Below are 13086 nucleotides of genomic sequence, written 5' to 3'. Positions count from 1 at the left end.
CTTTTAGATAATTATAAAATTATCGCTAATTAACTATTATAGGAATTATTTTATACTTAATAAAAAGAAAGAAGAAAACTTAACGTATTTCGTTTAATGATGCGTAGAGAACATCCCTTTCAGTCACGATCCCCTTAATTCCGTCAACTAAAAGCGAACCTATTCTTTTCTCGTTCATTATTCTCACTGCCTTCATTATAGGGTCGTCACTTTTAACTCCTATTGGGTTTCTTGTCTCAATTTCGTTTACCATATGAAGACCTTTCGCTAACGCTTTAACTATATCTGCAGCAGTGATTATTCCTTCAATTTCTTTTCCTCTCACTACTGGTAACCTCCTAACGCCTTCGTATTCCATAAGTTTGGATGCAAAAAGCAAGTCCACGTTTGAAGGAATTGTTATGACGTCAGTGCTCATTATTGATTCTACTAATCCGGAGAATGTCATCTTTGATAGTAGTCTTATAACGTCCCTTTCCGTAAAGATTCCTCTCAATACCTTACCAGAGGTTATTACCAAACTGCCTATCTTTTTACTTGCCATGATCCTTACAGCATTTCCTATTTCCTCATTTTCGTCAACAGTAATTACTCCTTTTGTGGCAATTTCGTCGGCCCTTGCCTCAAAAACGTTATCCTCCATTTTTGAATATGCCTTAACTACGTCTCTGGAGGATATTATGCCCACCGGTTCATCTCCGCTCATTACTATTAGTCTTCCGGATGGCGTTGACGAAAGGGCTTCAATAACTTCCTTTCCACTGTCCTCAGACCTCACCGTTACGACTATTTTACTCATTGCTTCTCCTACTTTCATAATTATAATTATCTTTTTCCTCATTCATAAACTTTTAGTTAAATAGCTCGCTCCAATTCTTCCATGAGTAGACAATAAATAATTATTTTACAAAGTTGGGGGTTAAGGGGGCGGAAAGCCTCGCCAGATGGATAGCCCCGTGTTTAAACACTTCTTTTTCTTAAACTTCATTAATGGCTAGGAGGGGAAATAAAGCGATCAGAGCAACTGTTTCGATGAAGATCGCTCTATCTGATTCCCTCCTAGCCCTCGTGAATAACTACGTTAAGGCACTCCGTTTCACCCTATTCTGGCTGAAGGAAAATGTCCCGAACCCAGACGAGAAGGGAGTGCTTTCGAAAGTCCACGAGGAGTTGTACACGAGGTTAAGGGAGGAGTATAATCTACCATCAAAGGTTGCTGAGGATTGCTATAGGGATGCCCTTTCAATATACAAGGGATGGTATAATAATCCTAAAAAGGGTAGGTTTCCAAGAGTGTACAAACCCACTGTTTGGCTAACACCAAAGGCAAGTTATAGCGTGAACTTCGAGAGAATGACTGTTAGGATTGCAAGTGTTGGAGAACTTCAAATTCTGGGTTATTCTAGAAACCTCAAGGAGTACATGGGTTGGAGGATGAAGGAGGCTAGGTTAGTGGTTAAGGATGGAAAGGCTTTCCTCAAGGTCGTTTTTGAGAAAGAAGAAGAGAAGGTTGAGCCAAAGGAAAGTGTTGCCGTTGATATAAACATGAGTGAGATAGTAGTTGGGAAGGATGATATACACTACGTTAGGATTCCAACTCGTCTCGAAGAGGTTCATCACTGGAAGTCATTAGCCGAAAACCTGCAAAAGAAATACCCTAGAAGGTGGAGGGAGAATAAGAGGATCTTGTATAGAGTCCGTTCTTTCCATCAAAAGGCTAAGAGGGTTATGGAGGATTTCGCTAGGAAAGTGGGGAAGTGGGTTGCTGAAATTGCTAGAGATTTTGGTGCTAATGTTATTAAGTTGGAGAGTCTTAAGAACCTCATCAAAAACGTAGATAGATTGCCGAAGGAGTTTCACGACAAACTGTATCTTATGCAGTATCGTCGTATTCAATATTGGATTGAGTGGCAAGCTAGGAAGCGTGGGATGATTGTTGAGTTTGTTAATCCCAGTTATTCTTCAGTCTCATGCCCTAAGTGTGGGCAAAAGATGGTTGAGGTTTCCCATCGTTGGTTTAGGTGTTCATGTGGTTATGAGAATGATCGCTACGTTATTGCAGTAGTTAATCTTAATGGGAGGGGTTCTCTGAGCCTCTCGACTGCCCCTCAAATGAGGGATGTAAGAGCGAATCGATGAGGGGAACCCTCGCTGGCGGGGAGGAAGTCAGTTCGCCCTATCTAGCTCTTTTTAATCAAGTTTTGTCTATTTATATAATATAATATCTGCATATTTTACCCTAAGATTGTCTGGTAATAATAGTTATTTGTTTAAACTTTTTTAGTAAACTTTTCATCATTCATTACATTGTTTTAAATATTCTTTTTCCATAATTATAGATTGAGGAGCAATGAAAATTACTTGGATGATTGGAGGAGCACAAGGAACCGGAGTTGACACCTCGGCAAACATTTTCGGTAATGCAATAGCAAGAGCCGGTTACTACATTTACGGTAATAGAGAGTATTATTCCAACATTAAGGGCAGACACTCATATTTTAACTTGACAATATGTGATGAAAAAGCTAGGAGTATTTCGCATAAGGTTGATATTTTGGCCTCTTTTGACGCGGAGACCGTCTTTCAACATTATCAAGACGTTCAGAAGGTGATTATTTATAATAAAGGAGTACTTAATGTAGAGAAAGATAGAATACAGAGCATTGAACCGGAAACTGCAGAGAGAATACCATTTAAGACAGTAAAGGAAGTAATAGACTATTTAGAGAGTAAAGGAGTAACTACTATAGGCATAGATTATGATGAAATACTGAAGAAAGTAGCAGAAGAAATGAAATTACCGCTTTCCGTTGTGGACAGAGCAAGGAATACTATTGCTATATCAGCGTCTTACGATCTTTTAGGTTTAAGGAAAGATTACTTATACGAGGCTTTAAAAAGGACTTTTAAACAAGAAACTTTCGTAAAGCTAAACCTTAGCGCAGCAGATAAAGTTAAATTATCACCCATTTTCGACTTGAAGGAATTACCTCAGAAGAAAAGGAGAGTTCAAATAGACGGTAATACTGCAGTTGCAATAGGCAAAATATATGCCGGTATCGGTTTCCAATCTTATTATCCAATTACTCCAGCAAGTGACGAAAGTACGTTTATAGAGGCACATCAGGAAGTCCTTTATGTAGACCCCGTAACTGGAGATAAGAGGAAAAGGACTATAGTTGTAGTTCAAGCTGAGGACGAGCTAGCTGCAGTAAACATGGCTTCCGGAGCAGCTTTGACGGGAGTGAGAGCCGCAACTGCTACTTCTGGTCCAGGATTTTCCTTAATGACAGAAGGAATAGGTTGGGCTGGTATGAACGAAGTTCCAATAGTAATAACTTATTACATGAGAGGTGGACCATCTACAGGCCAACCTACTAGGACTTCTCAAGCAGATTTACTTTTCGCAATGCACGTTAGTCACGGAGAATTTCCTAGGATAGTAATAGCTTCAGGAGACCATGTAGAGGCATTAAAGGACGCAATATGGGCTTTCAATTTAGCTGAAAAATACCAGACACCGGTAATCCATTTAGTTGAAAAAGCGTTAGCCAATGCATATTCCATTGTTGATCTAGACGAGTTAGGAGGCGATATAGAAATTGAGAGGAGTACATTAGGCAACGATAATGAGAGGTTTAAGTTCACAGATTCCGGAATTTCACCAAGGTTGCTTTTAGGCGAATCCACGGTATATTATACAGGGGACGAACATAATACTTTCGGTCACATCTCAGAAGATCCAGTGAATAGAGTAAAAATGTACGAGAAGAGAATGAGAAAGTTGGAGACTGCAGATAAAGAAATTCCAGAAGAAAAGAGGTACAACGTTTACGGAGATTTGGACTCAAAATATGCCATAGTAACTTGGGGCTCACCTAAGGGTGCAGTATTAGATGCCGTTGAGGAATTGGATCAAAAGTTTGCGGTAATTCAACTTAGGATGTTCAATCCATTCCCTAAGAGTGTAAAGAAATTGCTTGAAGACAAGGATCTCATTATAGATATAGAAGGAAATTACGAGGCTCAGGCAGCTATTTTACTTAAGCAGTACGGAGTAGAAGTTACGAACTATATTCTTAAATGGAACGGAAGACCAATGGGCAGAGACGAAGTAAAGGATGGAATTTTATCCGCAATTAAAGGAGAAAAGAGGGTGGTGTTAAATGCAGGTAGTTGAATGGAACGATTGGTGCCCAGGCTGTGGTAATTTCGGTATACTTAATGCTGAACAACAAGCAATAAGTGAGCTAGGGATAGACTTAAAGAAGGTAGTGCTTGTCTCTGGAATAGGTTGTTCAGGGAAGCTACCGCATTTCGTTAGGATACCCATTTCAGGAGTTCATACGCTTCACGGTAGAGCTTTACCATTTGCAATAGGAATAAAGTTAGCTAACCCAGAGCTTGAGGTAATAGTTAACGCTGGAGACGGAGACCAACTAGGCATTGGAGTAGGCCACTTTGTAAGTGCAGGAAGGAGAAACGTGGATATAACTGTGATTGTTCACGATAATGGAGTATATGGACTAACAAAGGGGCAGGCTTCACCAACGTTGAAGAAAGGTGTAAAAACTAAATCCTTGCCTAAGCCTAATATAAATGACGACATTAATCCTTTAACTGTTGCTCTCGCTTCCGGTTACACCTTCGTTGCAAGAGGTTATGCATACGACGTTAAGCATCTTAAGGAGTTAATAAAGGAAGCTATAAAGCATAAGGGATTAGCTTTAATAGATGTTCTCCAGCCTTGCCCAACTTATAATGATATAAATACTAAGGAATGGTATGATAAGAGAATTTACAAACTTGATTGGGACCCAGTAGTGAGAAACGAAGAGGATAAGAAGAAAAAGTTCTTGCAGGCAATGGAAAAGGCATTAGAATGGGGTGATAGGATACCTATAGGAATATTCTATAAGGAAGAAAGAGATACCTTCGAGGAGAGGATATCTTCTGCAAGTCCAAGCTATAAAATACTGCCTCCTGCTAAAGTTAAAATAGAGAAAGAAGGAAAGCCGACTACTATAATTGACGAGATATTGAAGGAAAAAGAAGTTTGATCGTATTTTCCCTTCTCCTTATATTTTTCTTCATTCCTCTCCTCTCATTATTTCTCTTTCATCTTCTTTCTCCAGTTTATCCATGAATTCTGATAATTCTAAGCACGAGATCTCATAGTACCTTGTCCTAGTATCATCTAGGCAAATCTTACTCCTTATTGCACCCCTTTCTTTTAATATCCTTATTGCCTCTCTTAAAGTCCTATCCGGTAAGAGAGTTTCTTCTTTTAATTCCTTAAACGTAGTCCTTCCTTTCATTTCTATTACTTTTAAGACAAGCTTAGCCGAGCAAGGAAGGTCTTCAAACTTTTTGTCCATATTATTAACTCGGTTTTAGGAGATTTAAACTACTTTTTCCTTAGTTTATAATAAATTTCAAAATATTCTAGAACATCATTATCTCTAAGACTTGAAGGCCTCTATTCAATCTAGAACTTTAGTATGTTATTTTTACTCAGTATTCCAATAATTTCTAACTCTTATTATAGAATATCCTATAATGTTTAGCCTATCCTTTAAGATATCTATTATCACTGAACGTAGCTATTCATAGCTTAAACTCTTTATGCAGTCTTTCGTGGCTATCCTCGATCTTTTTTATATCATCTTCGGAAAGAAACTCTCTTAACTCACTTATTTCCTTGTTTAGCCTACTCATCTTAATAAACTTGAACTAAATGAACTGATTTCCTCCCCGCCAGCGAGGGTTCCCCTCATCGATTCGCTCTTACATCCCTCATTTGAGGGGCAGTCGAGAGGCTCAGAGAACCCCTCCCATTAAGATTAACTACTGCAATAACGTAGCGATCATTCTCATAACCACATGAACACCTAAACCAACGATGGGAAACCTCAACCATCTTTTGCCCACACTTAGGGCATGAGACTGAAGAATAACTGGGATTAACAAACTCAACAATCATCCCACGCTTCCTAGCTTGCCACTCAATCCAATATTGAATACGACGATACTGCATAAGATACAGTTTATCCCTAAACTCCTTAGGTAGCTTTTCCACGTTCTTAATGAGGTTCTTAAGGTTCTCTAGTTTGACGACGTTAGCACCCATCATTCTTGTTACTTCAACAACCCACTTCCCCACTTTTCTAGCAAAATCCTCCATGACCCTCTTAGCCTTTTGATGGAAGGAATGAATCCTGTTTAGGATCCTCTTATTCTCCCTCCACCTTCTTGGGTATTTTCTTTTGCAAATTCTCAGCTAAAGACTTCCAATGATAAACCTCTCCAAGACGAGTTGAGATCCTAACATAGTTTCTGTCGTCCTTGCCAACTACTATCTCACTCATGTTAATGTCTACGGCAATACTTTCCTTTGACTCAACTTTCCCTTCTTCCTCTTTCTCAAAAACGACCTTGAGGAAAGCCTTCCCATCCTTAACCACTAACCTAGCCTCCCTCATTTTCCAACTCAAGTACTCCTTGAGGTTTCTAGGATATCCCAAGATTGGTAGCTCTCCGACACCAGCAATCCTAACAGTCATCCTCTCGAAATCCACGTCATAGCTAGCTTTAGGTGTTAACCAAACTGTTGGCTTATACACTCTTGGAAACCTACCCTTTTTAGGATTATTATACCATCCCTTGTATATCGAGAGGGCATCCCTATAACAATCCTCAGCAACCTTTGACGGCAAATTGTATTCCCCTCTTAACTTCTCATACAACTCCTCGTGGACTTTCGAAAGCACTCCCTTCTCTTCCGGGTTTTTCACATTTTCCTTCAGCCAGAATAGGGTGAAACGGAGTGCTTTAACGTAGTTATTAACAAGGGCTAGGAGGGAATCAGATAGAGCGATCTTCATCGAAACACTAGCTCTGATCGCTTTACTACCCCTCCTGGCCATTAATGAAATTTAAGAAAAAGAAATATTTAAATATAAGGGGGCTATCCATCCCAAAGGCGAGGCTTTCCGCCCCCTTAACCTCCAACTTGTAATGCATCTATTTCCTTCTTTCTCTCTCTTTATTTTCTCAGATAAAACGATAAAATTGGGTCTATTATCTTATATTTCTCATCAACTTTCTCCACAAGACCCTTATTTATTAACGATTTGACAACTCTATATACGTTAGATACTTTTATCTCGCTCAACTTTTTCCCCTCCGATAGTCCCTTCAGCACTTTAATTTCGTTTCTCGTAAGGCCTTCTAAGTCCTTTTTCAATTCTATTTCTATATTAGGATCCTTAAGGAAGGCTTCAATACTACATTCACCTCTTTCAAAAATTAAACCTGCTAAGTTTAACCAAGCCGGAATTCCTTCAGTTATTTCATAAATTTTCTCATAGTATTCTTTGCATTTTCCTCTTAATCCTTCATTTAGGAAGCGAATAGAGGTTTCCTTATCAAATGGTTTTAATTTTTCTATTTTAAAATAATTATAAAACGGTTCTTTGGGCTGAGTTATCATTTCTTCCATTAAGCCTAGTTCTGAACCAGAAACTATTACTTCAACGTTTTTACTTTCCTGAAACCTTTTCCTGGCCAGTTCAAGGATTTTAGGGAAAGGCTGTTTAAGTACTCTAATCTTTTGGAACTCATCTATCATTAGTACTACGTTCTTCCCTAGGTCTTCAGCAGTTCTCTGCGGCAAGAGGAGTACATGATCCAGAATTTCGCTAGGTTTTAGTCTTTCCTCCTTAAATAGAGAATAACGATCTATATAAAACTCTAGGTTTGAAAGTTTTATTCCCAAACTTTTGATTGAACCTAAGAATTGATTTAGGGATGAAACTAAAGAAGACGCTACTGTTTTAAACCTCATTTTTAACGAACTAGACACGGCCTCTAAGATTAACTTTTCAGTGAGTTCATCGGTAAATTCCTCTATCGACGTAATTCCTTCTAAGCTTATCTTAGCAACTACATATTTGTCCTTCACTTTTAGTTTAACGTAATTTAAGAGCGAGGATTTACCCATCCTTCTAGGAGCGAGTAGGGCAATAGGCTGTCTTCTTTCTATATACTCCATAAAAAGGTTGACATAATCTTCTCTATCAAAGAATTCATCTTCTTCCGTTAATTCTCTTCCAAATATGAACTTCACCATACGGTACCGATATTATATCGGTACCGTAGTTTAAATAGTTATACGGATAGTATGCAATTGTACTATACCTAAGGTATTTAGTTGCGTAATCTTCTTATATTAAGAGATATAATTTATCATTATGGATTACTTCCTAGTTATTAAAAACAGATACCAAGAGTTCATGAGGGCTTATGGAAATTGTAAAAAATGCGTAGATTGTGAAGCATGTGATGAGGCGGAGTTAACTGCTGATGAAATACTAAGCATAATAAACGACATGGAAGTAGATAAACTGTCTGAAGAGGAGAGGAAAGAAGTTAAGGACATATTATTCACCGTTTCCTCAATATTTGATCAATTAAGAAAGTCAAAAGAAAGATAATTTTCTATTATCATCGTTTTTCTAAATCTATTAGCTCATTACTAGATTTATTTATAACAAAAATTGAATTTTTACGTATGACAATGTAATGAAAAGTCTTGTCAAGGAAAATGGATTTAAGGAATACTTGAGAGATTTGCTTATGGATCTTAATAGGATTATTAAAGATAAGACCAGAAAAGATATCTTAATTTATCTAAAAAATAAAGGAAAAGCTACTTATTCAGAAATTCTTAGAGATATGAAACTATCTACAGGGAAATTAAATTATCATTTAAAAATTCTAGAACCTTTAATAGAAAAAGAAGGAGAGTATTATAAACTTAATGAAAAAGGTGAACAGCTTGTTAGTATAATGCTAAGTATTGAAGGAGATAAGGACGAAACTCTGTATAATAAGGTCTTGCCACAATATTTAGCATTATTAGGTGTAGTTCTATTAATACTTTCAGCATCTATACACCAAGGTTCTCAGATTTTCTACGTAATTTACGTTATGTCGATTATTGCATTAATTTCATCAGCATTTTTAGGTTACGTAATAGAGCCTAGAGGTTTCGAGAAATTAATGGTTATTTTGTCCTTGGTAGTACCGTTTGCATTTTATCTATTTACTGGGTATACGATTAAGTTACCCATTATAATATATACTTTCCAAGGATTCGCGACTATTAAAATCTACTTTTATGCGTTAATACCTACGCTAATATACTTTTTCGGTATTCTACCTAGGTATGTGAACGAAAACAGTGAGTTTATTACAAATATAATATGGTCAGTAATAATAATTATTGATGCATTTACAGGATTTCTTCCTATCCCATTTATAGATTTAATGTCATTGCTGATGGGCTTTAGTTTATATCAAAAAAGGAATGAAATGAAAAATTATTTTCCATTGCTAGCCTTAAGCATTGCAGTAATTATCCTTTCACTAGTCATTAAGAAATTTTATTTTATTAACTAAAATGCTACATGTTTCCTTTACTTAATATACTTCTCAAAAACGTCTCTAGAAATTCTTACCAGGTCTCCTGGCCCTAGCTCTTCATCTGCGTTAAAATTTGGTTTCTCTTTTAAACTAATTAATCCCGCTTTAGGAATTCCGGCTCTTCTTATTCTCTCTATTGATTTTTCTGCTTCAGCTTTTGAAAACTCTCCCAATTTCACTTCATAACCTATAATTGGCTTCCCTTTCTCCAATAACACAATATCTATATCCTCATAAGGAGAATAAGCTAAAGTAGCGTTATGTTTTTCTGCTAATAGCTCATCTATGGAAAATTGAACTTCCCTACCTATAGGCAGTTCTCCAACGCTCTCCGGGCTATCCATCCCCGCCTCAGAGAGGCGAGGCTTTCCGCCCCCTTAACCTCAAATTTTATTGTATCAATGATAGCAAAGGGTCGCCTACTTGACTCAAAACGTCAGAATAATGGATAATTTCCAGATTATAAGGTAAAACAAGGCCTAAAAGCGGGCTTTACTTATCTACCAACTTTTGCATTATCCTAAAGCTTGAGCCTACAAGGATGAGTTTTCCATTAGGATGCTCAACACTAAGTGCATCCCAGTATTTTTCGGGCATCCTTTGGAATTCGTCTATAACAACTGTTTTATTTTCCCTCAAAGTTTTGATTGTTAAGGAAAAAACTTCATTAAGATTCCTAAAAGAGTTGTCTGCTGGAAAATAAGCTTGTAAATCTCTAGTTATTACATAGTACAAATTATAATTTACGTACTTTCTAACTAGGAAGGATTTACCAACTTTTCTTCTACCGTAAACTAAAGTCCAAGAGCTGAAGTTCTTTACGTCATTGTATTCCCTTCGCAATATTTCCATGAATATATTTTCACCATTATATAATCGGGAAAATATTATCAAAAATTTTGCTCTCTGTCTAGGAAACTCATTAAAAGAAGAAATTTCAATTTATATTCCCATTAACTTGTACAGTGCTGAATGCTTTTTAATAGAATTGCGTGATATCCATTTTATTTTTTATATATAACCTCATAATACTTTTATATTCGTTGAAATACTGTATAAACAATGATAAAGATTAAACGAACAAATAAGACAAGCTTTCTTGAATACGAAGAGGAGCATTACAAGACTTTACTTTCAGATTTAGAGAGAATTCCAGACTTCTTTAAGTATGTACAATTAATAAATGAGTTAGCATATAGAGAGGGATTTACTTTCTATACTGGAAATTATTATAGATCAATAAAAATTGATCCTATACCTAGAATTTTGAAGAAAGAGGAATTCTGGAAAATTTCTGAAGGTTTAAAAAGTAGGGCAGAGGCAATAAATAAATTCCTTTATTCTTACTATCATGGAGATAAGGTAGTTGTCCCAGAAGATCTGATAGAAACATCACCTTATTTTAGGCCAGAAATGATGGGATTTGATCCTCCTAAAGAAATATACGTTTACATATTTGGAGAGGATTTAGTTAAAGTGAAGGGAATTCCTTATATCCTAGAGGATAACGTTAGAATACCTTCAGGAATGAGTTATGCAATAAAGGCTCATGAACTTACAGAAAAGGTTCTTGGAGATAAATTTTCAGTTAAAGGAAATGAAGGCGACGGATTAGAAAAATTAAAGAAAACTTTAACCTCTGCTTCTGATACTAGGGACCCGGTAATTGCAATATTAACTGACGGTACATTGAATTCCGCATACTTTGAGCATAAGTTCTACTCCGATAAACTCAACCTTCTTCTTGTTGAGCCGTCAGATATTAACATAAGGGAGGGAGAAGTTACAGTCTCTACCCTTGAAGGAGAAGTCCACGTCGACGTTATTTATAGGAGAATAGAGGATTTGGACTTTTTAACTCCAGGTTTGATGAATGCTTACCTAAGGGGTTGGGTTAATATAGTTAATGCTCCTGGGACAGGAATAGCAGACGATAAAATAACCTTTTGCTTTATGCCACAAATAATGGAGGAGTTAGGAATAAAAGAAGGAGTTAGGCAACCGTTCTCATTCCCTATAGGTACAACAAAAGAAGACATAGAGGAGAAGATAAAGAATATGGTAATAAAAAGGAGAGAAGGCTACGGTGGGTCAGGAACTTTTGTTTTACATGATATGAGCGAAGAGGAGAAGAAGAAAGTGCTCAATGAAGTGAGGAAATCTCCTGAGGAATTCATGGCTCAAGAACTTCTTGATTTCGATACAGTAATATCTGCAATAGGCGATTCGTTTTATCAAGCTTATGCTGATTTGAGGTTCTTCGTTTTTGTTAATGACTCATCGACTTCAATCTTAAGTAGGGTAGCCCCAGTTGGCAGTAGAGTTACTAATAATTCCTCTGGAGGTTTGGTGAAGCCTCTATGGATAGTTTAAAGTTTCACGTACTTTATGAAGCTAAGTATGAGTACGAGGACGTTGTAACCAGTAATGATAACACACTAAAGATTGTGCCTTACGATGGCGATAACCAAGAATTGTTGGAAGAGAACGTTGACACTGAACCTAAAGGATACAAGACAAGATACAAGGACATGTTCGGCAATATAGTGTACAGGATTAAGGTAATAGAACCTCATTATTCCTTAGTAATTAGAAGTGAAAGTTCTGTAAATGTCAAGTTGAAGGAAATGGAGGATTGTATGCTACCTTGTCAGATTGAGGACGGGGTATTCCTAAATTCTAGTAGGTTAATAGATGTTGAGTATTTTAAACCAATAGCTAAAGAGTTGTTAAAATCCTCCAAAAGCTTAGACGACCTTGTTAAAAATACCGTAGAATTCGTAAGGAGTAGATTAAGATATAAGGAAGGAGTAACTAACGTTGATACAACTGCAAAGGAAAGCTTTGAACTAGGCATGGGAGTTTGTCAGGATTTTGCTCAAGTTACTATAGGGATACTTAGGGCCTCCGGAATACCTGCTAGATATGTAATGGGCTTAGTTAACGATAACCCTATAAGTACTCACGCTTGGGTAGAGTTTAAATCGCCTTCAGGATGGATTCCTGTGGATCCTACTAGGAGAAGGTTCTATAATATTGCCTACGTTAAGTTCGCAATAGGCAGGGATTATTATGACACACCTCCAATTCTAGGCACTTTTGTAAGTAAAGGAAAAGGTTGGCTTAAAAAACTCACAGTTATGGTGAAAAAAATTGATTAAAAGCCTTGCTTATAAAGTATTTTGGGCAGGAAGGTATTTAGAAAGAATTGAAAACATAAGTAGAATGTCATTATTAGCCATAGATAAAGGCGGAGATCTTTCCTCTATTCCTTCATACCTAGGAATAAGTGAGGATGTACAAAAATACTTAATCAAAAACTTTGAAATATTAAGGGAAGACTTAAGAGCTATTGGAAATGAAAAAGTAATGAATGCGTTATCATCACTAGAAGGAGCAATTTATTCCTCAACTTCAGACTTAAGGGGATATTTCTCGTCAGTTTTAAGATCAACACTTTACTTAGGTGAAGTAATTGAAGACGAACTAAAGCCAGTAATTACGACCACACTACCAAGAAAGCAAGAGGAAATAAAAACTCAGTCAGTCTGATCGTTAATTTTTTAGAATAACTTAAAGTTTTAAGGTGAGGTTTATATT

At 36.8% G+C, this 13086-nt stretch carries 13 protein-coding genes and 1 pseudogene; 8 read left to right on the top strand and 6 right to left on the bottom strand.

All coding sequences use genetic code 11. From position 1 onward, the window contains the following. Positions 1-79: 79 nt before the first annotated feature. Positions 80-817, bottom strand: a complete 738-nt coding sequence (locus D1866_RS08765) for a CBS domain-containing protein (RefSeq protein ID WP_170254099.1) — start codon at positions 815-817, stop codon at positions 80-82. A gap of 173 nt (positions 818-990) precedes the next feature. On the opposite strand from D1866_RS08765, the gene D1866_RS08760 reads away from it, so the two are divergent. The 3 genes from D1866_RS08760 to D1866_RS08750 all read left to right on the top strand — a co-directional run bounded on the left by D1866_RS08760 (position 991) and on the right by D1866_RS08750 (position 5060). Further along, positions 991-2139, top strand: coding sequence for an RNA-guided endonuclease TnpB family protein (locus D1866_RS08760; protein ID WP_152939152.1), 1149 nt, complete (start codon positions 991-993; stop codon positions 2137-2139). 211 nt (positions 2140-2350) lie between these two features. Continuing rightward, positions 2351-4180 carry a 2-oxoacid:ferredoxin oxidoreductase subunit alpha gene (locus tag D1866_RS08755; protein ID WP_152939150.1) on the top strand — a complete coding sequence of 610 codons (1830 nt, stop codon included), beginning with the start codon at positions 2351-2353 and terminating at the stop codon, positions 4178-4180. Further along, positions 4167-5060: a 2-oxoacid:ferredoxin oxidoreductase subunit beta gene (locus D1866_RS08750; RefSeq protein ID WP_152939148.1), complete on the top strand. Its 894-nt coding sequence runs from the start codon at positions 4167-4169 to the stop codon at positions 5058-5060. The genes D1866_RS08755 and D1866_RS08750 overlap by 14 nt, the downstream gene beginning before the upstream one ends. 30 nt (positions 5061-5090) lie before the next feature. Here the strand turns inward: D1866_RS08750 and D1866_RS08745 are convergent, their stop codons facing one another. From D1866_RS08745 to D1866_RS08735, 3 genes and pseudogenes are all read right to left on the bottom strand, one after another. Next, positions 5091-5378 (bottom strand): hypothetical protein, encoded by a 288-nt coding sequence (locus D1866_RS08745; RefSeq protein ID WP_152939146.1) that lies wholly within the window; start codon positions 5376-5378, stop codon positions 5091-5093. Positions 5379-5773: 395 nt separating this feature from the next. Further along, positions 5774-6926, bottom strand: a pseudogene (locus D1866_RS08740) (RNA-guided endonuclease TnpB family protein). A 119-nt stretch (positions 6927-7045) separates the two neighbouring features. Then, positions 7046-8131: an AAA family ATPase gene (locus D1866_RS08735; RefSeq protein WP_152939144.1), complete on the bottom strand. Its 1086-nt coding sequence runs from the start codon at positions 8129-8131 to the stop codon at positions 7046-7048. A 121-nt stretch (positions 8132-8252) separates the two neighbouring features. Between D1866_RS08735 and D1866_RS08730 the strand changes: the two genes are divergently transcribed. Then, entirely contained in the window at positions 8253-8495 is a 243-nt protein-coding gene (locus tag D1866_RS08730; RefSeq protein WP_152939142.1) for a hypothetical protein, read from the top strand. Between the two features lie 88 nt (positions 8496-8583). Further along, a complete protein-coding gene (locus tag D1866_RS08725) occupies positions 8584-9462 on the top strand; it encodes a winged helix-turn-helix domain-containing protein (RefSeq protein ID WP_152939140.1) in 879 nt (292 codons plus the stop codon). A gap of 17 nt (positions 9463-9479) precedes the next feature. On the opposite strand, the gene D1866_RS13515 is transcribed toward D1866_RS08725, so the two are convergent. Beyond that, entirely contained in the window at positions 9480-9830 is a 351-nt protein-coding gene (locus D1866_RS13515; RefSeq protein ID WP_231136295.1) for a hypothetical protein, read from the bottom strand. A 148-nt stretch (positions 9831-9978) separates the two neighbouring features. Continuing rightward, entirely contained in the window at positions 9979-10338 is a 360-nt protein-coding gene (locus D1866_RS13510) for an AAA family ATPase (RefSeq protein WP_231136294.1), read from the bottom strand. A gap of 210 nt (positions 10339-10548) precedes the next feature. Between D1866_RS13510 and D1866_RS08715 the strand changes: the two genes are divergently transcribed. The 3 genes from D1866_RS08715 to D1866_RS08705 are packed head-to-tail and all read left to right on the top strand — an operon-like array spanning position 10549 to position 13038. After that, positions 10549-11859, top strand: a complete 1311-nt coding sequence (locus D1866_RS08715; RefSeq protein ID WP_152939138.1) for a circularly permuted type 2 ATP-grasp protein — start codon at positions 10549-10551, stop codon at positions 11857-11859. Then, positions 11847-12647 (top strand): transglutaminase family protein, encoded by an 801-nt coding sequence (locus tag D1866_RS08710; RefSeq protein WP_152939135.1) that lies wholly within the window; start codon positions 11847-11849, stop codon positions 12645-12647. Before D1866_RS08715 ends, D1866_RS08710 begins: the two co-directional genes overlap by 13 nt. Then, positions 12640-13038, top strand: a complete 399-nt coding sequence (locus tag D1866_RS08705) for an alpha-E domain-containing protein (protein ID WP_152939133.1) — start codon at positions 12640-12642, stop codon at positions 13036-13038. Before D1866_RS08710 ends, D1866_RS08705 begins: the two co-directional genes overlap by 8 nt. The last annotated feature ends 48 nt before the right edge of the window (positions 13039-13086 follow it).

This window comes from Acidianus ambivalens, assembly GCF_009729015.1.
GTDB lineage: Archaea > Thermoproteota > Thermoprotei_A > Sulfolobales > Sulfolobaceae > Acidianus > Acidianus ambivalens.
This window is presented reverse-complemented; position numbering and strand designations above follow the sequence as displayed.

Bases quoted from the DNA above. Each gene is read 5' to 3' on its own strand.
- D1866_RS08765 (WP_170254099.1), bottom strand. From the start codon at position 817: ATGAAAGTAGGAGAAGCAATGAGTAAAATAGTCGTAACGGTGAGGTCT.
- D1866_RS08760 (WP_152939152.1), top strand. From the start codon at position 991: ATGGCTAGGAGGGGAAATAAAGCGATCAGAGCAACTGTTTCGATGAAG.
- D1866_RS08755 (WP_152939150.1), top strand. From the start codon at position 2,351: ATGAAAATTACTTGGATGATTGGAGGAGCACAAGGAACCGGAGTTGAC.
- D1866_RS08750 (WP_152939148.1), top strand. From the start codon at position 4,167: ATGCAGGTAGTTGAATGGAACGATTGGTGCCCAGGCTGTGGTAATTTC.
- D1866_RS08745 (WP_152939146.1), bottom strand. From the start codon at position 5,378: ATGGACAAAAAGTTTGAAGACCTTCCTTGCTCGGCTAAGCTTGTCTTA.
- D1866_RS08735 (WP_152939144.1), bottom strand. From the start codon at position 8,131: ATGGTGAAGTTCATATTTGGAAGAGAATTAACGGAAGAAGATGAATTC.
- D1866_RS08730 (WP_152939142.1), top strand. From the start codon at position 8,253: ATGGATTACTTCCTAGTTATTAAAAACAGATACCAAGAGTTCATGAGG.
- D1866_RS08725 (WP_152939140.1), top strand. From the start codon at position 8,584: ATGAAAAGTCTTGTCAAGGAAAATGGATTTAAGGAATACTTGAGAGAT.
- D1866_RS13515 (WP_231136295.1), bottom strand. From the start codon at position 9,830: ATGGATAGCCCGGAGAGCGTTGGAGAACTGCCTATAGGTAGGGAAGTT.
- D1866_RS13510 (WP_231136294.1), bottom strand. From the start codon at position 10,338: ATGGAAATATTGCGAAGGGAATACAATGACGTAAAGAACTTCAGCTCT.
- D1866_RS08715 (WP_152939138.1), top strand. From the start codon at position 10,549: ATGATAAAGATTAAACGAACAAATAAGACAAGCTTTCTTGAATACGAA.
- D1866_RS08710 (WP_152939135.1), top strand. From the start codon at position 11,847: ATGGATAGTTTAAAGTTTCACGTACTTTATGAAGCTAAGTATGAGTAC.